Annotated in this window: 26 protein-coding genes and 2 pseudogenes; 11 read left to right on the top strand and 17 right to left on the bottom strand. The window is 40.1% G+C overall.

Going from position 1 to position 25,555, the window contains the following annotated elements; genetic code table 11:
• Nucleotides 1-198: 198 nt before the first annotated feature.
• The 4 genes from MBUR_RS05595 to MBUR_RS12970 all read right to left on the bottom strand — a co-directional run bounded on the left by MBUR_RS05595 (nt 199) and on the right by MBUR_RS12970 (nt 4,418).
• A complete protein-coding gene (locus MBUR_RS05595) occupies nt 199-1,902 on the bottom strand; it encodes an ATP-dependent DNA ligase (protein WP_011499166.1) in 1,704 nt (567 codons plus the stop codon).
• 43 nt (nt 1,903-1,945) lie between these two features.
• Nucleotides 1,946-2,941 carry a homoserine dehydrogenase gene (locus tag MBUR_RS05590; RefSeq protein WP_011499165.1) on the bottom strand — a complete coding sequence of 332 codons (996 nt, stop codon included), beginning with the start codon at nt 2,939-2,941 and terminating at the stop codon, nt 1,946-1,948.
• Between the two features lie 13 nt (nt 2,942-2,954).
• On the bottom strand, nt 2,955-3,461 hold the full coding sequence (locus MBUR_RS05585; RefSeq protein ID WP_011499164.1) for an amino acid-binding protein: 507 nt from the start codon (nt 3,459-3,461) through the stop codon (nt 2,955-2,957).
• A gap of 84 nt (nt 3,462-3,545) precedes the next feature.
• On the bottom strand, nt 3,546-4,418 hold the full coding sequence (locus MBUR_RS12970; RefSeq protein ID WP_011499163.1) for a helix-turn-helix transcriptional regulator: 873 nt from the start codon (nt 4,416-4,418) through the stop codon (nt 3,546-3,548).
• 404 nt (nt 4,419-4,822) lie between these two features.
• On the opposite strand from MBUR_RS12970, the gene MBUR_RS05575 reads away from it, so the two are divergent.
• The 3 genes from MBUR_RS05575 to htpX all read left to right on the top strand — a co-directional run bounded on the left by MBUR_RS05575 (nt 4,823) and on the right by htpX (nt 7,719).
• Nucleotides 4,823-6,238 carry a hypothetical protein gene (locus MBUR_RS05575; RefSeq protein ID WP_011499162.1) on the top strand — a complete coding sequence of 472 codons (1,416 nt, stop codon included), beginning with the start codon at nt 4,823-4,825 and terminating at the stop codon, nt 6,236-6,238.
• A gap of 2 nt (nt 6,239-6,240) precedes the next feature.
• Nucleotides 6,241-6,495: a hypothetical protein gene (locus tag MBUR_RS05570; RefSeq protein WP_011499161.1), complete on the top strand. Its 255-nt coding sequence runs from the start codon at nt 6,241-6,243 to the stop codon at nt 6,493-6,495.
• A 366-nt stretch (nt 6,496-6,861) separates the two neighbouring features.
• Nucleotides 6,862-7,719: a zinc metalloprotease HtpX gene (gene htpX / locus MBUR_RS05565; protein ID WP_011499160.1), complete on the top strand. Its 858-nt coding sequence runs from the start codon at nt 6,862-6,864 to the stop codon at nt 7,717-7,719.
• Nucleotides 7,720-7,723: 4 nt separating this feature from the next.
• On the opposite strand, the gene MBUR_RS05560 is transcribed toward htpX, so the two are convergent.
• Nucleotides 7,724-8,170 (bottom strand): DUF488 domain-containing protein, encoded by a 447-nt coding sequence (locus tag MBUR_RS05560; RefSeq protein ID WP_011499159.1) that lies wholly within the window; start codon nt 8,168-8,170, stop codon nt 7,724-7,726.
• 166 nt (nt 8,171-8,336) lie between these two features.
• Nucleotides 8,337-8,708 carry a hypothetical protein gene (locus tag MBUR_RS05555; protein WP_052286213.1) on the bottom strand — a complete coding sequence of 124 codons (372 nt, stop codon included), beginning with the start codon at nt 8,706-8,708 and terminating at the stop codon, nt 8,337-8,339.
• A gap of 370 nt (nt 8,709-9,078) precedes the next feature.
• On the opposite strand from MBUR_RS05555, the gene MBUR_RS05550 reads away from it, so the two are divergent.
• The 3 genes from MBUR_RS05550 to MBUR_RS05540 are packed head-to-tail and all read left to right on the top strand — an operon-like array spanning nt 9,079 to nt 12,250.
• Nucleotides 9,079-9,732 (top strand): thymidylate synthase, encoded by a 654-nt coding sequence (locus tag MBUR_RS05550; RefSeq protein WP_011499157.1) that lies wholly within the window; start codon nt 9,079-9,081, stop codon nt 9,730-9,732.
• On the top strand, nt 9,733-11,016 hold the full coding sequence (aroA, locus tag MBUR_RS05545; RefSeq protein WP_011499156.1) for a 3-phosphoshikimate 1-carboxyvinyltransferase: 1,284 nt from the start codon (nt 9,733-9,735) through the stop codon (nt 11,014-11,016). It begins immediately after the preceding gene.
• Nucleotides 11,017-11,050: 34 nt separating this feature from the next.
• The gene (locus MBUR_RS05540; protein WP_011499155.1) at nt 11,051-12,250 is read left to right on the top strand and encodes a geranylgeranyl reductase family protein; all 1,200 of its coding nucleotides are present in this window, start codon (nt 11,051-11,053) and stop codon (nt 12,248-12,250) included.
• A 5-nt stretch (nt 12,251-12,255) separates the two neighbouring features.
• Here MBUR_RS05540 and MBUR_RS05535 read toward each other — a convergent pair whose 3' ends face one another.
• Nucleotides 12,256-12,759 carry an amino acid-binding protein gene (locus MBUR_RS05535; protein WP_011499154.1) on the bottom strand — a complete coding sequence of 168 codons (504 nt, stop codon included), beginning with the start codon at nt 12,757-12,759 and terminating at the stop codon, nt 12,256-12,258.
• Between the two features lie 355 nt (nt 12,760-13,114).
• On the opposite strand from MBUR_RS05535, the gene MBUR_RS05530 reads away from it, so the two are divergent.
• A complete protein-coding gene (locus MBUR_RS05530) occupies nt 13,115-14,392 on the top strand; it encodes a homocitrate synthase/isopropylmalate synthase family protein (RefSeq protein WP_011499153.1) in 1,278 nt (425 codons plus the stop codon).
• Between the two features lie 216 nt (nt 14,393-14,608).
• Nucleotides 14,609-15,796, top strand: coding sequence for a mechanosensitive ion channel family protein (locus tag MBUR_RS05525; protein WP_011499152.1), 1,188 nt, complete (start codon nt 14,609-14,611; stop codon nt 15,794-15,796).
• Nucleotides 15,797-15,915: 119 nt separating this feature from the next.
• Here MBUR_RS05525 and MBUR_RS05520 read toward each other — a convergent pair whose 3' ends face one another.
• Complete coding sequence (locus MBUR_RS05520; RefSeq protein WP_011499151.1) at nt 15,916-16,929, bottom strand: isocitrate/isopropylmalate dehydrogenase family protein; 1,014 nt, start codon at nt 16,927-16,929, stop codon at nt 15,916-15,918.
• 248 nt (nt 16,930-17,177) lie between these two features.
• Here MBUR_RS05520 and MBUR_RS05515 point away from each other — a divergent pair, with 248 nt between their 5' ends.
• Nucleotides 17,178-17,651 carry a hypothetical protein gene (locus MBUR_RS05515; protein ID WP_011499150.1) on the top strand — a complete coding sequence of 158 codons (474 nt, stop codon included), beginning with the start codon at nt 17,178-17,180 and terminating at the stop codon, nt 17,649-17,651.
• Nucleotides 17,652-17,761: 110 nt separating this feature from the next.
• Here the strand turns inward: MBUR_RS05515 and MBUR_RS05510 are convergent, their stop codons facing one another.
• From MBUR_RS05510 to MBUR_RS05495, 4 genes and pseudogenes are all read right to left on the bottom strand, one after another.
• The gene (locus MBUR_RS05510) at nt 17,762-17,998 is read right to left on the bottom strand and encodes a hypothetical protein (RefSeq protein ID WP_011499149.1); all 237 of its coding nucleotides are present in this window, start codon (nt 17,996-17,998) and stop codon (nt 17,762-17,764) included.
• Nucleotides 17,999-18,066: 68 nt separating this feature from the next.
• Nucleotides 18,067-18,724 (bottom strand): annotated as a pseudogene (locus MBUR_RS13440) (IS5 family transposase); the annotation flags it as partial.
• A gap of 264 nt (nt 18,725-18,988) precedes the next feature.
• Nucleotides 18,989-19,510, bottom strand: coding sequence for a gamma carbonic anhydrase family protein (locus MBUR_RS05500; RefSeq protein ID WP_011499147.1), 522 nt, complete (start codon nt 19,508-19,510; stop codon nt 18,989-18,991).
• A gap of 27 nt (nt 19,511-19,537) precedes the next feature.
• Nucleotides 19,538-19,867: pseudogene (locus MBUR_RS05495) on the bottom strand (flavodoxin family protein); the annotation flags it as partial.
• Between the two features lie 79 nt (nt 19,868-19,946).
• On the opposite strand from MBUR_RS05495, the gene MBUR_RS05490 reads away from it, so the two are divergent.
• Entirely contained in the window at nt 19,947-21,071 is a 1,125-nt protein-coding gene (locus tag MBUR_RS05490) for an IS256-like element ISMbu6 family transposase (RefSeq protein ID WP_011498484.1), read from the top strand.
• A 32-nt stretch (nt 21,072-21,103) separates the two neighbouring features.
• Here MBUR_RS05490 and MBUR_RS05485 read toward each other — a convergent pair whose 3' ends face one another.
• The 5 genes from MBUR_RS05485 to MBUR_RS05465 form a co-directional block, all read right to left on the bottom strand.
• Entirely contained in the window at nt 21,104-21,373 is a 270-nt protein-coding gene (locus tag MBUR_RS05485) for a flavodoxin family protein (RefSeq protein WP_083754946.1), read from the bottom strand.
• Nucleotides 21,374-21,391: 18 nt separating this feature from the next.
• Nucleotides 21,392-21,661, bottom strand: coding sequence for a ferritin family protein (locus MBUR_RS05480; protein WP_011499146.1), 270 nt, complete (start codon nt 21,659-21,661; stop codon nt 21,392-21,394).
• A gap of 14 nt (nt 21,662-21,675) precedes the next feature.
• Nucleotides 21,676-21,909 carry a hypothetical protein gene (locus tag MBUR_RS05475; protein ID WP_011499145.1) on the bottom strand — a complete coding sequence of 78 codons (234 nt, stop codon included), beginning with the start codon at nt 21,907-21,909 and terminating at the stop codon, nt 21,676-21,678.
• A gap of 210 nt (nt 21,910-22,119) precedes the next feature.
• Entirely contained in the window at nt 22,120-23,556 is a 1,437-nt protein-coding gene (locus tag MBUR_RS05470) for a TrkH family potassium uptake protein (RefSeq protein WP_011499144.1), read from the bottom strand.
• A 266-nt stretch (nt 23,557-23,822) separates the two neighbouring features.
• Nucleotides 23,823-24,473, bottom strand: a complete 651-nt coding sequence (locus tag MBUR_RS05465; protein ID WP_011499143.1) for a YggS family pyridoxal phosphate-dependent enzyme — start codon at nt 24,471-24,473, stop codon at nt 23,823-23,825.
• 268 nt (nt 24,474-24,741) lie between these two features.
• On the opposite strand from MBUR_RS05465, the gene MBUR_RS05460 reads away from it, so the two are divergent.
• Entirely contained in the window at nt 24,742-25,374 is a 633-nt protein-coding gene (locus tag MBUR_RS05460) for a hypothetical protein (protein WP_011499142.1), read from the top strand.
• Nucleotides 25,375-25,555: the final 181 nt, after the last annotated feature.

Raw genomic sequence — 25,555 nt, 5'->3', positions numbered from 1 at the left:
AATGAAAATACCTTTACTCATTGAATACTTTTGTATTTTCGGCTCTGTAGAAATCCTCAACATTCGGACAATAATCAAATTTAAAAATATTATTGAATGTGTTGCAAGATATTGGATTATAATCTCAATTTCAGTATAAGAATGTGGATTTTGAGACGTTTTCTACAGAGCCAAAACATCCTTTTTTAAAAAAAGGATTTAGCCCCTCTGTGATAAATAGATGCTCTCGATACGATCTATCGTTTCAGCCTCTTCCGGAGATTTATCTTCCCTCACATTTACAAGTCGAGGGAAACGGAGAGCATATCCTGAACCATAGTTCGTACTTTTCTGGATCTCCTCGAATGCGATCTCGAACACCACATCAGGTTTAAGTTCGATCTCCCGACCGGATTCACCAATAATAAGCTCGGAAAAGACCTCAGTAAGTTCAGCAAGCTGCTCATCTGAAAAACCTGTAGCTACTTTGCCGATCGGAAGGAATTTTCCATCTTCCGGGTCAAAACATGCCAGAGCATAAGAGCCGATAAGATTTGCACGTTTTCCATAACCCCATTCCGCAGCAATGACAACGAGGTCGAGCGTCTCCATGATAGGCTTCTTCTTGAGCCAGTTCTTACCCCGCTTGCCGGGAGAATACGAAGCTTCCGGGTTCTTTAGCATGACCCCTTCGTGCCCACCGTTAAGCGCAGCAGCATATATATCGTTCACAACATTCACATCATCTGTGAGAACCTGCTCATCCACCTTGATGCTATCACAGTTCTCCACACATGCGACCAGTTGTTCCCTTCTTCTTAAAAGAGACTGGTCCATCAGTACATCCCCATTCAGATACAGAATATCGAAAAGGTTCAATGTCAAAGGTATCTCACGAACCATTGTTTCAACATCATACTTTCTCCTGAAGCGTTTGAGTATATCCTGGAAAGCACGAGGAGCCCCATTTTCATCGACCGCTACAGCCTCACCTTCCAGAATTGCGGAATCCGCCTTCACATGAAGCTTCACTGCCTCAACGATATCCGGCAGAGATAATGTCACATTCTCAAGCCTTCTCGAAAAGATGTTGATCGAATCCCCTTTCTTATGAATTTGAACCCTTGCCCCATCGAATTTCCACTCGACAGCCAGCATACCAAGATCCTTGATCGCAGCTTCAATACTAGGCGTAACCTGTGCCAGCATCATCTTTATCGGACGATCAAGCTCCATCCTGAGCTTTGATATCTCCTCAATACCACCCTCTTTTGCAGCAACTGCCACAAGACCCAGATCGTTCGTTAACATAAAACCACGTTCAATATCCCCTGCCGGAACATCGAAAGCTTTTGAAATAGCATCACGAACGATACCTTCACCGACACCAATACGAAGGTCTTCGATAGTCAGTCGGGCAAGATACCGTGCTTCTTCGGAGCTGGAAGAATTGAAAAGGAATTGAAGGTTCCTCATCTTAGAACTCTGCGAACCTGCACCTGAATATCTGGAAATATCAAGGAACCTTTCAAAGACATCCATTATGGAGATAGAGACAGAAGCTGCATCCTCCGAAAAAAATGAGAGCGATGCTTGATTCTTTTTCTTATTCTTTTTCTTCTTACCAAGTGCTGCTACCGCTGTCTCCCCTATATCACCGGTGGAACGGACAAGGTCCTCAATCTCTTTCAGGGAAAGACCGGATGATTCCGAAAGGGCACTATACAAAAGACTCGTACCCACCCCAAGCTGTTCAACACTCCATGCAGGAAAAACGTCCCCCATCACAAAATGGGTCACAACAGGAAGTTCCTCTGTCGATATCGACTTTAACATATCCGAGACAACATCTGTCATTTCCAGTGAACTTGAGATATGTTCTATCTGTTTACAAACATCAGCGAATTCCTTGAAGTCGGTCATTAGTAGATCTCCCTGCCATTCCTATCAAGTAACCAGATAACTATCAGTCCTTATAGATAGACACAATGTCACTCAAGACAGCACTTGCAGTTTCAATAGAACCTGCGCCTCTTCCTGTAACCGTAATGGTTCCTGCAAGATCGGTACACACCGATGCAACGTTCAGTGTCCCACCGACAGCCAGCGGATGGGATGATGGTACAAGGCGTGGTGAAACGCGAAGACGGTCCTTCTTGACCTCTCCTATAAGTTTGATGACATAGCCTTCATCATAAGCAAGAGAAAGAGATTCCAGAGTTACCTTGGTAATTCCGGTAACGTCCACATCCTGATAAGTGGCATTCTGATCGAATATGGAATTTGCAAGAATGACAAGTTTACATGCCGTGTCAATACCTTCCACATCATAGGTAGGATCGGTCTCAGCAATACCAAGCTCCTGGGACTCTGCAAGCATCTGGTCATAAGAAGCATGCTCTTCCATCATACGTGTCAGAATGTAATTACATGTGCCGTTAAGGATGCCTTCCACACTGAGTATTTCATTTCCGGCAAGTGTATCCCTCACAAGATTGATGATAGGCATCGCACCGCCGACAGTGGCCTCAAAAAGCAACTTACGGTCAGCTTCCTTCGCAGCTTCGGCAAGCTCCCTATATTTCAATGCAAGAGGACCTTTATTGGAGGTCACCACATGCCTGCCACATTCAAAAGCAGCAAGCATGTTCACAAGACCACAGCCACCGGTCTCTATATCAGTTGGAGTGGTCTCAATAACAACATCATGGTCAATATTTTTGATAATATCTTCGCCAGTCAGATCATCGATTGCAACAGTACCGGATTCCCGCTTTCTGCCAAGTGTAGCTTTAAGGTCTATACCAGCAGGATTCACCTCAGCGCCTTTGGAATCAGCGATGGCCACAACATCGAGGTCGATACCAAGAGACTTTAAATAACCATCCTTTCTCAGAAGGACCTCTGCAACACCCTGTCCAACCGAACCAAATCCAATAATGGATGCACGTACTTTTCTCATTGAAATATCACCTTTATGCAATTTCAGCTTCAATCGGTTCTATCACCAGAAGATCTTTCTTGATCGCAACCTGCCTCAGGATCGAGATTGCCTCATGAAGCTCTGTTTTGCCCACAGCATCTATCTTTAAAGAAGCAGAAGAACGCATGGCGATCTGTGGCATTGAAAGCGAAATGTTCACGACCTCTGCATAACCAGTCTGATCAATAGTGTCAATGGTATCCTGTATATCGGTATGAACTATATGACCGATCAGGAGGACAGCACCATGTTCTGTGAAACGCTTCTCATCAACCCTTGCAACACCAATTCCATTCTCTTCAAGACGAACTATAAGGACCTCAAGATTGGCTGGTTCGATCTCAAAAACAAGCTGTACCGGAATGGTACTTCTTGGAGTTCGTTCTTCATGATGATGCACGATCGATTTCAAGTTCCCTTTTAGCTCCGAAATCGGATTCAAAGCCAGAAGCAATTGTCCTGGATTGTCCTTTAATTCAATGTCCATTGAAACTCTCATGTGTTCCCTCTTAGGTATTCTTCATATAAATGTATTGATAAGAGACATCTCCAATTCTTAATATCGGGCATAAGCAAAACCAACTTATTTCTTGTCATCGGGAATTATAATAATATTTCCCCTCCCCTTCTTGAACTTGTCCACAAGTCCGCGGTTTTCCAGATCAGAGACAATCAAACTTACCTTCGCTTCGGAATATCGTAATTTCCCACGCAAGTCCTTTTGGGTTATCCGTCCACCATTGTCAATAACAATATCCAGAACTTCCCGAAGATCATCAGGCAGAACATTTGTTTCGGCCCCATTGGCAATATAAATAGGCTCCACATCGTCAACAGTAATGCTATCAGAACCATCCTCCCCCCCATCAACAGAGAGAGACTCGTCTGGCAAACTAGCACTATTAACCCAATTCGAGGAAGCATTTACTAAAAGGTCCTCATTCGCCCCTTTCTTGTTTGAATAAACATATGCTGACAAAACAAGTACAAAAACGAGTAGCAGAATTGCCAGATAGGTCATATATGGGCTTTCCTTATCATCCTCTATCATCTGGGAATCGGCTTCAAACGCTTCGCTTAAATTGGTTATTTCAGCATCCTCAAGGCCCTCATTTTCATAAGAAGGAAGAAGTAGAAGGTCTATTATGTAATCACCATCATCGCTTATTGTTATCGATTCCTGTGTTGACGCTACGAGAATATTACCAGTATAATAAGTGGCAACTATCTCATAGTCACCTGGAACTAGGTCCAGGGAATATACACCATACTTTGCAACTATAGACTGTGGTGGAGTGGAATTTACCTCAATTAAGACATTTTCAAGAGGTTCAAAGGTGTCCCACTCATAGATAGCACCGTGTATCGTTGCAGTTCCAACAGCTCCTACCGGAACAATAAAAAGTATTAATGCTAGAATACAAACAAGAAACCAAAATAATGACCTGACTTTCACAGTATTATATTGCCGGGTTCCACTTTTATAGTTTTTTATTAACCAATTCGCATTATTGAAGTTACTGCCAATCTCTGCAATAATAATTAATGCTCCACCGAAAATATTGAATAGCTGAACAGTCTAAAATAAAAGAGAGGGGGGAATTTAAGATCAATACGTGGTATTTAAGATTATATTGGAAAATAATTTAATTTTGCATCTTAATGGACAAAATAGTTCAATATAAAGTATTATAAAGTAAAATAATGCTTTATATTGCCCTAATAATACTTTAGAAATTCTAAATTCTGAAAATTATTTAAAGTAAGCTTATATCCCACCTATCCAAAGTTGAGCTTGTAAGTTCATTATATCGATCATCAAGATCGTATCACATATCAAACAAAGGAAGGTAACCAGTTATGAAGAACAAAACAATGAAGGGGTTTGCACTGATCGGTGCTATATTGATGATATTCAGTCTTCTTCCTGCAACAGCTTTGGCTGCTAACCATGGAGATAATGGTGTTGGAGTCATGGATACAGACAGGATAAGATTACAGGAACATAAAGATGAGAACATCACACCTGAGCTTATCCAGGAAATGGAAATGAAGAATAACCGGGCAAGGAGCAAAGTTCAGCTTTCAAAGGCAGGCTATGAAGAACTAAGAGGAAATTTCCAAAACGCTAAAGCATTGCAGGCAAAAGGTCAACTAAATACCACAGAAGCACTGGATGCAGCAAAAGAATACCTGACCGGCACCATCGAGTATATGGTTACCCGTCTTGAAACTATCAAGGAAGACGGAAGCTATTCAGAGGATGTCAATGCGACAATTGACACATACATCAATAGGCTTGAAGCACAGAAAGATGATGTGGCTGCTGCAGATACCAGAAAAGACCTCTCCGAAACAACAAGGGACATAAGGAAGATATGGAGTGATGCTCAGAAAGACCTGAACAAGATGAGAGCACAGAAGATCAACAGTGGCCTTGTTAACTATCTTGAGAAAACAGATGGTGTTTCAGAAAGACTCCAGAATGAGATCAACAGTTTGACCGAGGAAGGCGAAGATACTGAAGAACTCCAGGAAATGCTTGATGACTACAATGCGCTTATCGAGGAAGCAAAACAAACGCATGAAAGTGCAAGAGAAGCTTACCAAAATGGGGACGAAGATGCTGGAGAACAGCTCCGTAAATCCATAAGTATGACAAATGAAGCAAACATCAAACTTAGAGCACTTATCCAGGAAATGAAAGGATTCAGACATGGCTATGTGACACTGGCAGGCGAAGGATTGATCGATGCTGAGGGTAATGGAACGATCGTACTTTCAGGAGAACTTGAGGTTGAGTTTACCGCAACCAATGCCATGATCGTCATCAAAGACCTTGCTGGTGATGCAGAAATTGACCTAAAGGGAGATTATGAGCAGGTAAATGAGGACAGGATAGGAGATGGAAGCTACGCACTCGTTTACCACAATTTTACCGGAGAAGCAAAAATTGAAGGTTCCCGTCTTACAGTTATGGTCCGTGGGGAGGACATTACCATCAAAGCAGAAGGAACAGGCAGTACATCCCTTTCAGGAGAAGGATTTTACAAGATCGAGAAAGATGATGAAAGCACTGAACTTGAATGGGCTGCTCCAAAGATGAGTGAAGAGGACGATGAGGACAGTGCTGATGAAGAAGAGGATGAATTTGAAGACAACGGCACAGAAGAAATGGATGATGATGATTTAAATGGCGATACGGATGAAGAAGACTCTGATGACAACGATGAAGAGGACAGTTCCGATGACAATAACTCAACAGGGGCGGTCTGATCATGGTGAGCATTAAACATCTGGGAATTGTTGTCATCCTTCTCATGGGACTTATGCTCTCCGGTTGCGTAGGGGAACCTGCTGATACTGTTACAGAAGAAGATACAGCCACTACCGCTGCAGATGAGATACTTGCAGATGAAGGAATTGAACTGACGGATTCTGAAATCGCAGACCTTGAGGACGATCTCGAGGAATTTGAAGCTATGATATCCGAGATAGAAGAAGATACAGAACTGATAGTCGAAGAAGTATGAAAGTTGAGTCATTCGACTTGATACTTTCTTTTTTTATTATTTAGCCTACGAATAATAGTTTTAGAGGGAAGGATTTGCAAAGACCATTATGAGAATATTAGTTTTGCATCAAATGTCCTGATGATATATTTTCAATTAAATCCTCAAAGCATCCTTTTTTAAGTGTCATGATGAAAGCAATTATACTTGGATAATATATTGGTTGTCATTCATATCGTGAGGGATGTAAAAATAATAGCGCCCTCAGAATTACCCAATTGGTTTATATAGAACTACAAATCAATAGATGTGTTGGTATGTGTATATATCTATAATATACAGATTTTTCAAAGAAAAAAGGATACATACGCATTACTGAGGTAAAACATGAAGAACATGCTTAAGACCACATTATTACTTGCATCCTTAACAGGACTGCTTATCATTGTAGGTCGTCTTATCGGCGGAACTACCGGAATGTTCATCGCATTTGCATTTGCACTTATGCTGAACTTCGGCAGTTATTGGTATAGCGACAAGATCGTCCTGAAGATGTACCACGCTAAAGAAGTGACAGAATCTGAAAGTCCGCAACTTTACGATATTGTGAGGAATCTTGCAATGCGTGCCCAACTCCCAATGCCCAAGGTTTATATCGTGGAGACATCGATGCCAAATGCATTTGCCACTGGCAGGGATCCAAAACATGCAGCAGTAGCTGCGACTACCGGGATAATGAACATCCTCACAACAGAAGAGCTTGAGGGTGTGCTTGCTCATGAACTGGCGCATGTAAAGAACAGGGACACACTGATCAGTGCTGTTGCTGCGACAATTGCAGGAGTTATCACAATGCTTGCCACCTGGGCAAGATGGGCTGCCATCTTTGGAGGTATCGGAGGCAGGGATGATGATGGTGGCGGAAATATTGTTGGATTCATAGCACTTGCAATAGTGGCACCGCTGGCAGCAACTATCATACAGTTTGCAATATCACGTTCACGAGAGTTCGGTGCAGATGCAGAAGGAGCACGCATTTCACAAAAACCATGGGCACTTGCCAGTGCACTCTCAAAACTAGAATCAGGGGCACAGAACTACAAGCCAGGAAAGAACGATGTTCAGCCATCCCAGAACACAGCACATATGTTCATCGTCAATCCTCTGAGAGGAAGCTCACTGATGAAATTGTTCAGTACACATCCAGCCACAGAGGAAAGGATACGCCGCCTGGACGAAATGTAATCACTTAGAACATGAAAAGATCTACCTGACCAGGATCGGTCAGGTGTATTACTTTTATCCCGGAAGATTCGAGAACCTTTGATAAATGGTATCGATGGCAATCCTTCGGATTTTTTTCAGCACACATTAGAACGATGCCTGAACCCGCATTATTGACAAATCTGATTTTATCAACTAACAAAGAGTAATATTTACTGAACTCATCGGTCTTTGTATAATCCATATAGCTCCCATCCCTCAAGCCTCCGAGACCGGGACAATGAGAATAGACAATATTGTTCTTAGGAAGCATTCTCTCGAGATTCTCCTTATTGAAATCCTCGCGTACCGAATGCGGATAACTACGAATATCCATTAAATAGCTGATGTTGAAACTTTGCACCATATCAATAAGGTATTCAAGAGACCTGTTACCATAACCTATGGTATAGCAGAAACTAACATCTTCCATTATGGTCACTGAAGAGATTAGAAGTTTATTATCTTTTCTGTTTTGAGCGCTTTGTCCGAAAAATCAATATGACCAATAATTCGGCAATTTGACTAGAAATTCGTATATTTGACCGAAAATTATATTGAATAATCTGATACAATTTAAGCAGATATATTTAGGATGATTATTCAACTGCCACCACTTCCACCGTGATTGGAGTCACATTTCCTGTATAATCTTCATAATATAGCCCTATGCTGACCATTGTATGTGGATGTGGCACTTCTACATTATATGTTCTCATAGTTTTGTTATCCACATTGACATTAAACACAAACTCACCTTTTGATAGTGGCAACTTTAATCCCAGAGGTCTTTTTCGGAAAATATTGCTCTTAGGTCCTAATTCATAAGTTTCTGTTATTATGGAAATGTTGCGTGAACCTAATACGTCGATAACTACAGAGTGGTCATTTACATCATGGTTCTGGACTACAAAAAAATGAGAAGCAGGTCCAGAGACTATAAATGGCATGAACAGGATGGCGGCGGTCAACAAAATGAATGTACAAAATACTGTTACAAGAATTATTTTGTCTCTTGTTTCGATAATCTCACATCCTTCACAGTTCTATTCTAAATTACAGTCTTTATAAATAAATTCGATTGTACTGTTATTTTACCAAAAAGTTGATATGAACGAAAAATCAATTTGTCCGAATATTCATGATTTTGACTGGGAAATGATTTCGTTGACCGATAAATAGAATATTTTTCGGACAAAACGTGGTTTGAGCTGTTAACCTACGTTTTTTGAACCGATTTTATAGACATTGGATGCATATCAATGAACATTATTGAACATTGAACAGATACCTATATTAGAAGGATAATGCTTATTTAAGTTCATTAGTGGAGAATTTGTCATGACGCATGATGCTGCAATTGGAAGGCTCATAAAAGCCCGGACTATAAGCGATGCATGGTATCGAGGACTCAATGTCATATGGAACCATGGAAGTTTAATTACAGATGAGCGTGGAAGCCAGATACGTGAATTCATGAACCTTATGGTTGTTATCGAGGACCCATACAGTAACGAGATACCTGAGGATAGCGCCTGGAACCATGAGAGGCTGGAAGAATATGCAAAACAGCTTATTACAGGCGAAAATGCACAGGATTTCGAATACACCTACGGCCAACGGCTCAGGAATTGGGATGGTAAGGTCGACCAGATAGAGTATGTCATTGAGAAACTGACAAACAACAAAACTACACGCAGGGCCACTGCTGTCACATGGGTACCAACGATAGATACCAAAGTGGATGAAGTGCCATGCATGATAATTGACGATTTTAAAATAAGGGATGATACAGTTCATCTTACAACATTATTCAGAAGCCATGATTTTGCCGGTGCATATCCTGCAAACCTCTATGGGCTTTCAAAACTCCTCGAATATGTTGCAGATAAAGTAGGACTTGCACCAGGAACGATAACGACCATGAGTGTTTCCGCACATATATACGACCATGACTGGGATAAGATCGAGAAGATCATTAAAGGGGTACAGTAAATGAAAGTTACAGTGGGAAGATCGGGAGTACACGGAGAGATCTTTGCCCCCGCTTCAAAAAGTTACACTCATCGTGCCATCACAGTTGCAGCACTCTCAAAAGAATCCATTATTCACAGACCTTTGATATCTGCAGATACTCAATCAACAATAAAGGCATGTGAGATGCTAGGTGCATATATCGAGAAGGATGGAGATAAATTATTGATAAGCGGTGTTGACGGAGAACCACAAACTCCTGACAACGTTATCGATGTTGGCAATTCCGGAACAACGCTTCGTTTTATGACAGCTATTGCGGCTCTTGGCCAGGGAACTACCGTCCTCACAGGAGATAATTCCATAAGATCAAGACCTAACGGGCCACTGCTTCAGGTATTGAATGACCTTGGAGTTCAGTCCATATCGACACGTGGGGACGGGTGTGCACCTATTGTGGTCACCGGAGGATTAAAAGGTGCTATCGCAAAGATAGACGGCTCCATAAGTTCACAGTTCATATCAGCCTTGCTGCTTGCATGTCCACTGACAAAGAACAGTACAACGCTTTCAATAAAGGGAGAACTGAAATCCAGACCTTATGTCGATGTCACATTGGACATTCTGGAGAAAGCCGGTGCCGAAATATATTTGGAAGATAATCAGAACCTTAAGTTCATAATACCTGGTAATCAGAAATATAGACTCAAGGAATATACAGTACCAGGAGACTTTTCTTCAGCATCATATCTTCTTGCAGCAGCTGCAATGACAGATACGAAGATCAAGGTCAATAATTTATACCCATCTATGCAGGGAGATGCTGCCATCATTGATATCCTCAAGGAAATGGGTGCCAATATATACTGGAACAAAGAGGAAGGTACAGTGGAGGTAAATGGTGGTAAGCTTCACGGCATTACAATGGATGCCGGTGCAACACCTGACCTCGTACCTACGGTCGCAGTTCTCGGTGCAGTTGCAGAAGGTGAGACTGTCATTACAAATGCAGAACACGTCAGATATAAGGAAACCGACAGGCTTCATGCAATGGCTGTAGAGCTTGACAAAATGGGAATTTCCACAAGTGAGGAAAAGGACAAACTCACCATCAAAGGAGGAGAGCTTAAAGGTGCAGATGTCCACGGTTGGCACGACCACCGCATAGTGATGTCGCTGACACTTGCCGGAATGATCGCAGGTGATACGACCATCGATACCGCGGAAGCCATCTTTATCTCATATCCGAACTTCTTCGATTCAATGCGTTCCATTGGAGCGGATGTGATCCTAAGCGAACAGTGATGAAGAAGATACATATTATTTCGGTCAACTTCCAATGATATACGATGTAGTGGTTGTCGGTGCAGGACCAACGGGCTCTACCGCAGCACGTTATGCAACAATGGGCGGTGCGAAGGTGCTTATCATCGAAGAGCATTTTTCCATCGGATCTCCCGTAGAATGTACAGGATTATTAAGTACGCGTGCTGTTTCGGAATGTGATGTGCGCCCTGAAGATGATTTTGTACTGAACAGTGTCCGCGGGGCTTTCGTTAATTCTCCTAACGGAACCTGTTTGCCTATTGATGGAAAGCGGACAAAGGCCTACGTAGTTTCCAGGAAGATATTTGACCGCCATCTTGTATCACTTGCAGTTGATACCGGAGCAGAGCTTATGCTTAAGGGCAGGGTCACAGGGATTCAACAAAAGGACGGCATACAACTTCTTTCAGTAATCCACATGGGAAAGATGATAACCGTCAGATCTAAAGTTGTCATCGGTGCAGATGGTGTCAAGAGCAACGTTGCCAGATATACAGGGCTTGGGAAAGTTGATAGGATTCTTTCAGGAGTACAGATCGAAGCCGTTTATAGCTCAAATGACACTGATTTTGTGGAATTGTTCGTTGGCTCACAGGCACCCGGATTCTTTGCATGGACAGTACCCGTAAATGAAAGGATATCAAGGATAGGACTGGCAGTAGAACCAGGTAATGAACACAATGCAATAAACTACCTGAGGAAAATTGTGAACAAGAACAAACATCTTGCAGGCAATTGCACCAACAATATGCTAGACCTTGTTGTTGGGGGAATACCGATCGGTCCGCTCAAGAGAACATATTCGGATGGTATTCTCATTGCAGGTGATGCAGCCGGACAGGTTAAACCGACATCAGGGGGTGGCGTATATACGGGTGCAGTTTGTGCAAAGATGGCTGGACAGGTTGCAGCCGAAGCTGTTAGTGAGGAAAACTTTTCGGCAAACCGACTGAAAGAATATGAAAGCAGATGGAAATCAGCTCTTGGTCGTGAACTTAGAACAGGAATGAAGATACACGATTTTGTAGGCGGGTTGACCGATAAAGAGCTGGATGACCTTATCGGCTCAATGAACAATAATGCGATTCTTGAACTTATCACAAAATATGGAGATATGGACCATCCATCCATACTCCTCAAGAAACTACTGAACCCTATGAACTCACGTCATCTGATCGGGGTTTTCAGAGCATTTGCAAAAGCTGTTCTGTGAAAGGATCAGTAGATACTTACGCCTTTTACGCCGGGGAGTTGTAAGATCTCATTTACAATATCCCCCGGTACTTTGGAATCTGTGATTATGGTCAACATCGCTTTGCTGTTGAAATACGGGTCATCGGATACCGCTTGCCTGATACTGATGTTGTGGTTAGATATCACCTGTGATACGCTGAACAGGATACCAACGTTCGCAGCATCATCAGGAGTTATTATTATTACACCAAGACCGAGAGCTGGAGCCACATCACGAAGGAAAGGTATGGAAGTGACGTTCTGGAATATATTCTTCAAAAGTTCATCCGAGAGTATGGTCTCAGTGGTTGCATCTACCACCCTTCGATCTACACCTGCTTCTTTTGCAAGCTGAGTATGAGGGATCTCAATTGAGCCTGATGTTACTTTGCCATCGCCATTTACCTGAAACCCACGTTCGAAGAGTAACTTGATTACCTTCTGCTGTGCAGGGTGTTTTTCGAACTTATTGAGTACTGTGCTCCACATGATGATCACCTTTGGTCTAAAATTATAAGGATATAAGGGTTTGTAACCATATAAAATGAGCTTAATAAAGCTTCCGTTAAAGCACAGGAACATGCAAATATAATTTGACATAATTAATAATTATTAGCATAATTAATGGCACAAAAAAGAAAGACATTTTAAGGATAACGTCTTACAGATACTAAATCATAGCGTTAATACACAGATCAGGTTATGTTTTCTCTAAGTGGTACAATTGCGAAAAACAGACTATTGTTACCAGTTTTATGAAATTATATTGGTGGAATGCACACAGATAATACTGATTCCAGATAACAATAGTTGAGACAGTCGATTACATTCAAGGAGGTATTTTATGAAATTATACAAAACTTATGAAGATCTTCCAAAGATCAAACTTCCGAAGGGACAGGAAGTAAGCATAAGTGATAGTACCCTACGCGATGGGGCTCAGATGCCCGGTATTGTATTAAAGGTAGATCACAAAGTGAAGATCTATGAGTATCTGCACAATATCGGAATTGAAAAACTTGAGACATTTGTGTATAATGACCGTGACAGAAACGCCATTAGCATGATGTTAGACAGAGGTTATGAGTTCCCAGAGGTCACCGGTTGGGCAAGGGCTGCCACCAGTGACATTGATCTGGTACTGGATATCGGTGCTATCGAAGAGACAGGAATATTGATGTCCGTATCAGATGTACACATATTTGATAAGATGGGACTGCCAAGCAGGGAAGCTGCCGAGGAAAAATACCTTGATGCATTACAATATGCGGTAGACCACGGGCTTAGGACACGTGCACATATTGAAGATATGACACGTGCGGATAACACTAATTTTGTCTATCCAATGATCAAGAAGATCCTTGAGATCGATCCAAAATGCACCATCCGTCTTTGTGACACCATTGGGTTCGGAATTCCTTTTGTTGATGTTGAAGAACCATTCGGCATACCCGAGATGGTCAGACATGTCAAGGAAGAGCTAAAAGCTGTCAATATCGAGACCCATTGTCACGATGATTTCGGTCTTGCTGTGGCAAATTCCATCGCTGGGTACTGGCACGGTGCTAACTGGTCAAATGTGACTTTCCTCGGCATCGGCGAACGTGCAGGTAATGCTGAATTGGAGAAGTTGTTGTTATTCCTCGAAAGGAGGATAGAAGGCTTTGATAAGTACGATCTCAAATCCCTTTTCGAATTTGCTAAATTCATGGAAAGAGAGATAGGTATCAGGATCCCAAGGAACAAATCCATTGTAGGAAACAATGTCTTTGCACACGAATCCGGTATCCACACAGCAGGCGTCATCAAGAACCCATTCACCTATGAGCCCTATCCACCGGAAGTAGTTGGAGGAAAGAGGGCTTTCCTTATAGGCGATTCATCGGGTATTGAAGTTCTGCGTTTCAAGGTAGAGGATACACTTCATGATCTTCTGGACGTAAAGATCAGTGTTGAAAAGAACGATCCACGTCTCAGGGCTATCCAGGCGGATATACAGAACCTTTACAACAATGAGAAACGTGTTTCATGCATTTCCGATGAAGAGATACAGGCATACGTTGAAAAATACTTCCTCTTCGAGCCTATCGTTGAGAAAAGTATGGGAAGAAAAACCCTCTGAAAGCTTGTTTGCTAATATGCGGATAAGCAGCATTCTTTTTTTAAAATTCGATGATCATAACATATATATGATCGAACAGTGATAGCTTTAGATACATCGCTCCATACAATACCAAAAGCATGATCTCAATAGTAATTGAACAGACTTTTATAGATAGAATTACAAAATTGCTTTCGTTCTTGAATTAGTAAGTTTTGGATCCCAGGGAGTGAAAGCATGTTATTTGGAGAATATCAACTAACAATCTATACAATAATTGCATTGTTCGTTCTTCTTACATTATTAAGTTACATTCTACGAAAAACCGCCATATTCACCCGGGACAAAATGATAAAACAGATCATAATTTCCGTAGCCACCCTTCTTGGAATTGTTCTGATATTGCTCACATTACCAATAACAGACAATTCAAAACAAACACTTTTGAGCTTTTTAGGAATACTGCTAGGTGCCACCATTGCACTGTCATCGACAACATTTGTTGCAAACGGCATGTCAGGCATGATGTTGAACATTATCAAACCATTCAAAACAGGTGACTATATAAGAATAGAAGACAAATTTGGGAAGGTCTCGAGCATAAAAATACTTCATACACAGATACAATCCATTGACCGTGATCTGATAAACATACCGAACCTGAAACTCGTCTCAAATCCACTGGTCACAATAAGCACATCGGGAACAATTATTTCTGCAACCGTTTCATTGGGATACGATACACCATGGAAGCATATCGAGAAAAATCTGATAAGGGCAGCAGAAAGGACAAACCTTGAAAGTCCATTTGTACATGTCACAGAACTAAACGATCATGCTGTAACATACAAGGTAGGAGGCCTTCTCCGGGACATATCAGGACTGATCACAAAAAAGTCAGATCTGAATAAAGCGGTTATTGATGCCCTTCATGAAGATGGTATTGAGATCGTTTCACCCACATTCATGAACCAGAGAGTATATGAGAAAAATGCTGTATTCATACCATCATGCCCGATATGCGAGACGAAGGAAAACATCCATGCACCCTCTGATGAGTATGTGCCAAAGATGTCAACTGAATACATAATATTTGACAAAGCCATAGGTGCAGAACTTGTCAAGAAGATAAATATGACCATGGAACGTCTTGAGGTAAAAAGTGCAGACTTCAGATCTCTTTTCAATACAACCTCAAATGCTGATATGTTCGTAACAGAACAAGAAAAAACAGAATACATCGAGAAACAAAAGGCAGAACTGGAAAGCTCATTCAAGATCATGAAAAAAACCTTTGAAAAAGAAGATGATAAAACTCCTGATGCTATAAAACTTAAAACGCTTCAGTATGTCGATTCAAGATTAATAGAGATGGACAATGAGATGGAAAAACTTCTTGAGAAATTGAAAGGAAATATTGACTAAATTAAAATTCCTCATTTCGTTAATGGAGAACTCACAATTAAAAGATGGTGCATAAGGCGTTAAGCCTTATGCGAAAAGTCTCATTCTCGCCAGAGCCGGACTTACGTATAATTTTTAATTTACAACTTTGAGATGATAGCGTCGGTCATCTCGCTAAGAGATGCCTTTCCACCAAGATCATAGGTGAGATGCTTGCCTTCTGAAATGACATCCTCTGTTGCCTTGAAGATCTGTGCAAATTTGTCGCTTTCACCAAGATAGTCAAGCATCCATGCGCCTGCAAGAATGGTTGCCACAGGGTTTACCTTGTCCAGACCTGCATATTTTGGTGCTGAACCGTGTGCTGGTTCGAACATTGCGAAGTTGTCACCGATGTTTGCGGAGTAGATAAGACCGATACTGCCAATAAGTGCGGAACATTCCTCACTGATAACATCCATGAACAGGTTGGTTGAAAGCAAGATCTTGTTGTTGAACAACTGGGGGTTCTTGATAAGCTGTTGTGCAATGTTGTCAACGTGGTATTCCCATACATCGATACCAGGATAACCTTCTGCGACCTTCTCAACTTCTTCAAGGAAAGTACCACAGGTCATTTTCAGGATGTTGCTCTTGTGGATAGGAACAACTGTATCGTAGCCCCTTTTCTTTGCTTCTTCGAAAGAGTAGGTTGCAATGTTCTTACATGCAGGGCGTGTGATCTTCCTTATAGCAATGTAAACATCATCTGTAAGTTTGACTTCCTCACCGATGTACATTCCCTCTGTTCCTTCACGGACACAGACAAAGTCTACATCCCCAAGAGGATTGTTGGTGTTCGGGAATGTCTTGATAGGACGAACGTTTGCATAGAGATTGTATTTCTGCCTGATGGATACTGCCACACTTCTTGGTGATCCTGCTCCACCAGGGGTTGTTGTAGGACCCTTGAAACAAGCATCTGCTTCATCAAGAAGAGCCCATGTCTCATCAGGAATCAGTGTTGCACCACCGTTCTTTTCCCACCACTGTACACCTGCTTCACATTTCACGAACTCTACATTGGTACCAACAGCTTCTGCCACCTTTACCATAGCGTCCACAAGTTCAGGTCCAACCCCATCGCCTTCAATTACTGCTGCAGTTTTACTCATGTTATTAGTTCCTTATTATTTTAGAATAGTATTGATCAAATGAATTGTGTGACATGTTCACATATTGTATGGGTGCATCTTATTCTTACATAGTATATATAGAATATGATGAGGAAATTACATAACATATATAAAAATTGTAAAGAAAAGATAGTAACTATTATTTGCGATTAATAATCTTCAGGTAGCATAATTGTATATTTACCAAACTCGTTTAGTGACATATGAATTTGCGAAAGGTGTAAAAAATGTCTAATAATGCCGAATTTCAAGAAGATGTAATGAAACTTTTGGATTATTTTGAATGCCCTGAAGGATGTGAGAAGTGTAAAAATGTCAGTGAGAAGAACAGTGTCACGATGGACATGTTCCCTTTCTGGATCCAGAATAAAGAGAATTCTGATAAACTAGCAATAGCTCCTTGTGATAAGGGTATAAAAATTGTGCAGGCTATGGCAGAACAGAAGAAGTCATTGTTTGCACACATTGTTGATGCTGGACAAATGGATGAGCAAGAGGCTGTGCAATTGTATGCATCATTTCTTGGAAATCTCGAATTATTAAAAGAACAAAGTAAGACATTTACTGGAGCAGAAGAAAGCTATGGTAATTTGATAGTTGATATAAAGGATGTCTATCTGCTTTTGTCATATATGAGTTATGATGAAAACAATCAAGAAGAAACCCACAAATATTTTAATAAGGGATTAGGTTTGAGCTAATCCTCGCATAGAAATTGGGGATCAGGGAGATTAAGAAAAGGAAGCCACCTTCAACGGCTTGTTCTGATGTATAAGTATAGACAACTTCACCAAAAATATCATCCATACTATCACATCTCCCTAGGGATTGCTACAACAAAGGTTGATCGATCAGTTGCAATAACAACAAAGCAATTATCATTATATATCATTCCTGCAATGACGCCTATACGTTTGGCATCAGACAGGACTCCTGCTTCTTCAAGTGTCAGTATTTCATAGAATAGGATTTTATCGTCCACATCGTCCAATGTTTTGTCCCATATTGCATTCTCAAGAAATGTCTTAATATCAGATTCGGTAGTCATAATTTATCACCGAAACAATTTATTCTAGATATAAGTAACATCGAAAAATGCCACTGTATAAATGTCGGCTTTGTAGAATGCCTCATCCAAACTATAAACACAGTCTTGACAAATCTGTCAAGAGTGTGCAATATTACTTTGAACTTCACTTCTTTTACTTGATTTCTGTACTTTCTCGACGTAAGTTTTCTCCATACTTTCTTTTCAAACGAGAACATCGTTTCACTCAAATTTCGCATAGATTATATCTCACTATCGAATTCCTGTAACACTTTTTCGATATCTTCCTTTGATTCGCTTTCGCTCACGTTGTCTCAATGGAACAATTGCTATTGATCCAAGTTTTTCCCTCGTCAATTCGTGTATTTTTTCAGAATCGTAGGCTTTATCCATCACATAATATCTTGATCTCCTATTGTGATGACATTGCGATAGCAATGTCTTTGCATGTTTTGTATCATGAACTGGTTTTCCAGAGATCTTGTAACCAGTGATCACAAATTTACTAACATCAACCGAAATGCTGGTCTTCACATAACTTCGCCTCCACTTTTTAATTCGCCAGAAATAATAGTTGCTACAATATCCACTTGTAAATCCAGTGAAATCAATTGCATTAATGTTAATTGAGTCTCTATTTTTGTAAAATAAGTCAAGTGTTCTCCTAAATATAATACCCAAAACAACAGAATACGTACGAGTAACAAATTTATGAAGTGTGTTCCATATTGAAAATCTGGATCAAACACAATTATCTCCTTGTGTTTAGTGAGTAAACGTGTACATGGGACTTATTCTTATATAATTAATAAGGCGTTAGTTGAAGTTAAAACAGGATTTCTACAGAGCCTAACGTTCATATTCTAAATAAACATGTAAAACAAATTCCGATCTTTTCCAGCTCAAGTCATTTTTGGAATTCGATGCTGCAAGAAAAGAAACCGTATAAATAGAAATGCCATGTGACATCAATTCACCAAAAAAAGTATATTATGAATGAAATGCACTGTGCTGCTTGTATTCGGTTGCCAGTCTGACATACTCAGCTGCATTTTCAGCTATCATCTGTATGTCTTCAACGGTCGCTTCTCTTCTAATCTTCCCAGGAACTCCGGTTACAACACTGTTCGGTGGGATTACCTTTCCAGATGGGACAAGGGCGTTGGCACCAATGATGGAGTTCTCCCCGACTTCTGCACCATCAAGAATAGTTGAGTTCATTCCCACTAAGACATTGTTACCTATCGTGCAACCATGGAGAATAGCTCCATGACCGATGCTTGCATTGTCTCCGATCGTTACTTTAAAGGGAGGGTCGGTGTGGACAACACAATTGTCCTGAATGCTGCTTTTTTTACCGACAATAATCTCATCCTTGTCTCCTCTGATGGTCGCATTGAACCAGACACTTGAACCTTCTCCAATTTTTACATCACCGATGATATCTGCGGAGTCTGCAACAAATGATGTTTCTGATATCGAAGGTTCTTTGTTTTTGAATTTTAATATCATCATATCTCCTGAACGATCTTGTTCACCTTAATCATTCAGCTTTTTCAAAAGCCATGCCATATTCTGTCCGAGTGTTTGCATTGTCTGTATCCCTTCCATATCGGATTCAACATCTACCGGTAAAAACCCGATTCCAATGTTCCAGTAGCTTGAACCTGGAATTATCATCTGGGAGATTGTGAATAAATGATTGATCGAATCAAAGGCATGAATTGCACCCCCACGCCTGGCAGCGACAACAGCAGCACCGACCTTGCGTTTGAATAGCTCATCGTTAGCTTTTGCTACAAATCCTGCTCTTTCTATAAGGGCTTTAGTTTCTGCACTAATATCTGCAAAATACGTAGGTGATGCAAGATAGCGTCACTAAATTGCTGTAAATTATAATTAGTCCTGTACCTTTGTTAGGTTTACAACAACAAAAAGGAACAGGACAATGGAATTATACGATTTAATATCAGATTATCTTAACGACAGCAACGTTTCCTTGAAACCCCTCATAACATACTTCTTAAACGAAGTTATGGAACAGGAAGCAATAGAACAATCTGGTGCAGGAAAGCACGAACGAAGCATAACAAGAACAGCTCATAGGAATGGGTATCGTGATAGGTCACTGACAACAAGACATGGAGAACTTACACTCAAAAAACCACAACTAAGAGACTTTCCGTTCACGACCCAAGTATTTGAAAGATACTCTCGAACTGAAAAAGCAATCGAAAATGCCATTGTTGAATCATATGTTCAAGGTGTTTCAACAAGAAAAGTTGAAAAAATAATTTCACAATTAGGAGTGGAAAGTATCTCAAGATCACGTGTTTCAAGGATTGCTCAAGATCTTGACAAAACTGTTCATGGATTTATGAACAAGCCTATTGAGCATGAAATTAAGTATCTTTATGTTGATGCTACTTATCTAAAAGTTAGAGATCGAGTACGATATGTAAACAAAGCAGTGTTTATTGTTGCAGGTGTAAAGAATGATGGATATCGTGAGATATTAGGTGTTAAGATTGCTGACAGTGAAGAGGCTATGTTTTGGGAGGAAATGTTTACCGATCTGAAAGAAAGAGGATTAAGAGGGGTAGAACTAGTCATTTCAGATGGGCATAAGGGTATCCAAAGAGCTGTTGAAAGGCAATTCTTAGGAGCAAGTTGGCAAATGTGTATAGTACATTTGGAAAGACTCATTTTAAAGAAATTACCAAGAAAACATCACAAGGAAGCGATGGAATCATTTAAAGAAGTACAGGATGATCAAACAAAACTCTTGGGATTGATGGTTGAATGGGATAGACCTGGATTTGAGAAAGCAGCAGAAACAATTGAGAGATTTCAGCATGGATTGACCAATTATCAAGCATTTCCAAAGGAACATTGGAAACGGATAAAGACAACAAATATGATTGAAAGATTGAATAAAGAGGTCAAAAGAAGATCGAAAGTTGTTGGAGCGTTTCCAAATGATGAATCATTGATGAGATTAGTGATTGCAGTATTGATCGATCAAAATGAAAATTGGATTACGGGAAATAGATATTTAACGATGGAAGACTAAGCATAGAGGGGTACAGGATAAAGTTACAGCAATTAAGGGACACTACCTGATGCAATGATCATACCATCTGCTTCTATCATTTTTTTGATACAATCATTTACTATATCACTTTTTATGACGCATTGTTCGTCTTTGTTCTCAAAACATTTCATGCAGGCAGTACATCCACTTATTGTATTGTTACCTATCTGTATTATTTCAGTTTCAATACCTTCGTTCTCAAGTTCAGTAAGGACATGTTTGAGTAAAAGTGATGTATTTCCTTCTTTTCTTGGACTTCCATTAAATGCAACAACTTTCATGATCTATCTCCTGATTAATTAATTTCTTGTGAGTGAGTAATCTGCGAGAACCTTGAGATACACGCTATCAACTTCCATTAATACTGTTTCGAACATGGCGATATGTACCATTTCCTCCCTGGCCACTTCCAGAAGCACTGCTTTCAGGTCTTCATCCTTTGTAAGGGGGGTCATTTGTTTATAGAAATTGACAGCATCCAGCTCGGCTATCATACCAATTCTGATAAGTTCCTTGTCGAGATCTTCCTTATTAACATTTTCAGGTATGATCGGCATTTCAGACATCATTTGCTTTTTCCCCTTTATTTTGTCATCTCATCAATTTCAAGTTTACCTTTTTCCATTTCCTGTACCTGCTGTTCATCTTCTCTTAACAAGAGTGTCTGGAATTCTCCTACATGCGTTTTCTCTTTCTTTGCGATGTCCAGAAGTACTTCTTTCACTTCTTTGTTATCTGTCAGCGCTGCCATCTGCTCATAAAGATTTATCGCATCCAGTTTTCGATAGCATTGACTTACATCTCCATTTATTTTCATTTGTGGGGATCTGTAAGATATGGTCTATGTCAATAAGATGATCTAAACTCCCCAATAACATTCATCGTTTCAATTATTTATATGTTAAGGAGTTGAGGGTAAAGTTTGTACCTTGAATAAAAGGACAAATCATAAGATCGGATCATTGTATGGGGATAATTTAAAAAATTAATGAGATGTGAATCCGAATTAATTTAACTTATTCATATCTCAACGTTTCCAAAAAGCTGGTGTTAACAGCACTATTACTGTGAATACTTCAAGTCTTCCGATCCACATATTAGCGATAAGGATCAATTTGCCTGGGTCCGGAATAGCATCAAAATTAGCCATCGGGCCTACAAGGCCGAGACCAGGACCAACATTACCAAGGGTTGCAATGGAGGCACTCAGGGAAGTAACAAAATCCATTCCCATTAGGGCAAGCAGGGTCGAGCTGGCAAAGAATATCAGGAAATATATTATCATAAAAGAAACTATCGAATGTATTATGTCTTCTGGAACAGTTTTATTGTTAAAACGGATCGGTACGATAGCTTTTGGATGAATTACCTTGAAAAGCACCTTCTGTGTGTATTTTAGTAGAAGAAGGAAACGTACTACTTTCAAACCGCCAGAAGTAGAACCTGCACAACCTCCTATGAACATCAGTATAAAGAGAATGAATCTGGAAGAATCCGGCCATATATTGAAATCCACTGTTGCATAGCCCGTGGTTGTGAGAATAGATATCACATGAAAACTACTGTACCGGAAAGCATCAGGAAGTGAATAAACTTCGGTCCTGAATAGCACATAGGCAAGAACAAGGGTACCTATCACGATTATTGATAAGTAGAACTTGAATTCCTGATCTTTTATCAGGCTTTTTTTGTCAGAATATATTGTTTTGTAATGAAGGGCAAAGTTCGCTCCTCCAAGAAACATGAACACCATAATGATACCCTCGACCAGAGGATCACTAAATGCTGCTATGCTATCAGAATAAGGTGAGAACCCGGAACATGATATGGATGTAAATGTATGGGTGATGGCATCGAAAAAGGATAGTCCTGCAATCAGAAGGATGGTAAGTTCTACAACTGAGAGTATGATGTAAACGAGCCACAGGATCTTTGCTGTTTCTCTTATCCTGGGTCGTAGTTGTTCTTCCTGAAGTCCGGGAACTTCTGCACGGAACATTTGCCGTCCTGCAATGCCGAGCTTTGGCAGGATCGCAATGAATAACATGATAATTCCCATGCCACCAAGCCATTGCGTCATGCTTCTCCAGAAGAGCAGGCTTTTTGTATGACTTTCAATTTCAGTAAGGGCAGTTGCTCCGGTAGCTGTTACTCCTGACATGGACTCAAATAAGGCATTTATCGGGGGTACACCCTCGAGCATGTATGGAAATGAATAGAATACTGCTGCAATAAGCCATCCCATTGCAACAATAAAAAACCCTTCCTTTAGATCCCATTCTTCGTCTCTTCTTTTAAAGAAAAATGAAAATATGGAAGCAACAAGGACTGTGATCGCTAGTGGAATGCCAAAGGTCTGTACTGGTTCCCCATAATAAATAGCGACAAATAATGGTATGAACATGAATCCGGCAAGTAGCCAGAGAATAGAACCCAATACACCCAGAACGACATTATATCTCAATTTTTCACACCATCTTTGTATTGGTCTTAGGATCCCTGAACACAACAATGTGGTATGAGGGTGTAGATATTTTTCAAGCGATGATGAAATGGCAATATCGAAAAAGGCCTTTCTACTAGCTGTATCAATATTCGTTGTTGTCTTATTTATGCTCTGTGTTCAAGTTTAACACATATTTTCCAATAAAACAAATTACTATCAACAATAGAACTGTTTAAGATGTGTTGATAATTCAAATATAATTTGTGGTACTATTGATGGTATGTTCAGTACTTCCTATTCCCGAATATTGCAGAGCCAACGCGTACCATTGTAGCCCCTTCCTCGATGGCAACCCTGTAGTCATTGGACATTCCCATTGATAGTTCCTGGATATCGATGTTATCCTGATCCACCTGCTTCAGCTCATCAAAAAGTGCTTTCATCTTCTTGAAATATGAACGTGTTTGTTCAGGAGATACAAAAGGGGGTATACACATGAGTCCTTTCACATGAACATTCTTAAGTGATTGGATCTGCGTTATTACCTGTCCGATCTCATCTGAGCCAAAACCGAACTTTTGTGGCTCGTTGCCTATGTTGACCTGAAGGAAGACCTTCTGTACTTTGTTAATGGCTTTGGCTTTTTTATCAATATCCTGTATCAACTTCAGGGAGTCAACTGACTGGATCACATCAAAAAGATGAACGGCTTTTTTAACTTTGTTCGTCTGTAAATTTCCTATAAGGTGCCTTTCACAGGGTAAGATATCAGCACATTTATCCTCGAATTCCTGAACTCTATTCTCCCCTATAATGGTGGCTCCAGCTCTGATGGATTCGTTAATCCTCTCAGTGTCGATGGTCTTGGTGACGCAGACAAGTTTTGTTCTTCCAAGTTCGTTAAAGATCCTTTTTATATTTTCATCGACTGTCATTCATATTCCCAAAATGATTTTATTAAATGTATAATGACTTAAGTAGCTGCAATTATGGTCTATATTGACAAATGCAATGAGTTTCATATAAAACGTTTGTTTGTTTGAGCAGATCATTGTTACTTTTATCTTGAAAAAATGTATTTCAATGAATATATTTTGCTAATATTTCTCTTTTTGACTATAACGCTGATGTGGGGGAAAGGTTGAAAGGTGGGGATAACAAAGTTTCTGTGATACAATAAGCGACCAAAAAGGATGTGATATCTTGAAAAAAGTTGACGTGCAAGAACTATATGATCAATTTTATGTTGATAATGATTTAGAGAGGGCAGATCTATTTCAATCCCTGAAACTTAAATTTAATATCAATAGTGTTCTCTATCCCGGATGTTTTGCCCATATCACTCCATCCTTTTTCTTTTCTGAAGTTGTTTATGTGGATACTGATAGGAGAGCAAAGAAGTTCTTTGAACAAAATATTTCAGTTGCTGATTTGATATCAAAAAGAAAGACGTATTATCTGGATGCTGTGTTTAATTTTATACTGTCTGATTATTCTAAACCACTTGATCTTGATGAAATGAGTTTTGATCTACTTATTTCCCAGTATGCGGGTTTCGTTTCACAGGCATGTAAAAGATATCTGATGATTGGTGGTATCCTACTTACAAACAATAGTCACGGGGATGCTGGCATGGCATCTATAGATGATGATTATGAATTCATTGCAGCTGTTTATGTAATGAATGGAAAATATAATATCACAGATGGGAACCTCGAATCTTATTTTATTCCAAAAAAGCAGATCAAAGTTACAAAAGAATATCTTGAGGAACTTGGTAAAGGAGTAGGTTATACAAAAACAGCAAATTCTTATATTTTCAAAAGAGTTTCTTGAGATATTTGTATAATTTATGAGATTCTGTTGATGTGTGAATAATGGATGATTCTAATCGGTTTTGAAAAATATTCTGGATGTACCCTATGTTGAATGAAGGGAAAATTAAAAAGTAGGTGTGCCTTCAATTTCTGCAAAGTGATATCAGTTCAAATGAACTCGATCTGAGTTCCGATCAATC

The sequence above is a fragment of the Methanococcoides burtonii DSM 6242 genome (assembly GCF_000013725.1).
Classification (GTDB): Archaea; Halobacteriota; Methanosarcinia; order Methanosarcinales; family Methanosarcinaceae; genus Methanococcoides; species Methanococcoides burtonii.
This window is presented reverse-complemented; position numbering and strand designations above follow the sequence as displayed.

What these genes read in the sequence shown, in the direction of transcription:
- MBUR_RS05595 (WP_011499166.1), bottom strand. Translation starts at nt 1,902, where the DNA reads ATGACCGACTTCAAGGAATTCGCTGATGTTTGTAAACAGATAGAACAT.
- MBUR_RS05590 (WP_011499165.1), bottom strand. Translation starts at nt 2,941, where the DNA reads ATGAGAAAAGTACGTGCATCCATTATTGGATTTGGTTCGGTTGGACAG.
- MBUR_RS05585 (WP_011499164.1), bottom strand. Translation starts at nt 3,461, where the DNA reads ATGAGAGTTTCAATGGACATTGAATTAAAGGACAATCCAGGACAATTG.
- MBUR_RS05575 (WP_011499162.1), top strand. Translation starts at nt 4,823, where the DNA reads ATGAAGAACAAAACAATGAAGGGGTTTGCACTGATCGGTGCTATATTG.
- MBUR_RS05570 (WP_011499161.1), top strand. Translation starts at nt 6,241, where the DNA reads ATGGTGAGCATTAAACATCTGGGAATTGTTGTCATCCTTCTCATGGGA.
- htpX (WP_011499160.1), top strand. Translation starts at nt 6,862, where the DNA reads ATGAAGAACATGCTTAAGACCACATTATTACTTGCATCCTTAACAGGA.
- MBUR_RS05560 (WP_011499159.1), bottom strand. Translation starts at nt 8,170, where the DNA reads ATGGAAGATGTTAGTTTCTGCTATACCATAGGTTATGGTAACAGGTCT.
- MBUR_RS05550 (WP_011499157.1), top strand. Translation starts at nt 9,079, where the DNA reads ATGACGCATGATGCTGCAATTGGAAGGCTCATAAAAGCCCGGACTATA.
- aroA (WP_011499156.1), top strand. Translation starts at nt 9,733, where the DNA reads ATGAAAGTTACAGTGGGAAGATCGGGAGTACACGGAGAGATCTTTGCC.
- MBUR_RS05540 (WP_011499155.1), top strand. Translation starts at nt 11,051, where the DNA reads ATGATATACGATGTAGTGGTTGTCGGTGCAGGACCAACGGGCTCTACC.
- MBUR_RS05535 (WP_011499154.1), bottom strand. Translation starts at nt 12,759, where the DNA reads ATGTGGAGCACAGTACTCAATAAGTTCGAAAAACACCCTGCACAGCAG.
- MBUR_RS05530 (WP_011499153.1), top strand. Translation starts at nt 13,115, where the DNA reads ATGAAATTATACAAAACTTATGAAGATCTTCCAAAGATCAAACTTCCG.
- MBUR_RS05525 (WP_011499152.1), top strand. Translation starts at nt 14,609, where the DNA reads ATGTTATTTGGAGAATATCAACTAACAATCTATACAATAATTGCATTG.
- MBUR_RS05520 (WP_011499151.1), bottom strand. Translation starts at nt 16,929, where the DNA reads ATGAGTAAAACTGCAGCAGTAATTGAAGGCGATGGGGTTGGACCTGAA.
- MBUR_RS05515 (WP_011499150.1), top strand. Translation starts at nt 17,178, where the DNA reads ATGTCTAATAATGCCGAATTTCAAGAAGATGTAATGAAACTTTTGGAT.
- MBUR_RS05510 (WP_011499149.1), bottom strand. Translation starts at nt 17,998, where the DNA reads ATGACTACCGAATCTGATATTAAGACATTTCTTGAGAATGCAATATGG.
- MBUR_RS05500 (WP_011499147.1), bottom strand. Translation starts at nt 19,510, where the DNA reads ATGATATTAAAATTCAAAAACAAAGAACCTTCGATATCAGAAACATCA.
- MBUR_RS05490 (WP_011498484.1), top strand. Translation starts at nt 19,947, where the DNA reads ATGGAATTATACGATTTAATATCAGATTATCTTAACGACAGCAACGTT.
- MBUR_RS05485 (WP_083754946.1), bottom strand. Translation starts at nt 21,373, where the DNA reads ATGAAAGTTGTTGCATTTAATGGAAGTCCAAGAAAAGAAGGAAATACA.
- MBUR_RS05480 (WP_011499146.1), bottom strand. Translation starts at nt 21,661, where the DNA reads ATGATGTCTGAAATGCCGATCATACCTGAAAATGTTAATAAGGAAGAT.
- MBUR_RS05475 (WP_011499145.1), bottom strand. Translation starts at nt 21,909, where the DNA reads ATGAAAATAAATGGAGATGTAAGTCAATGCTATCGAAAACTGGATGCG.
- MBUR_RS05465 (WP_011499143.1), bottom strand. Translation starts at nt 24,473, where the DNA reads ATGACAGTCGATGAAAATATAAAAAGGATCTTTAACGAACTTGGAAGA.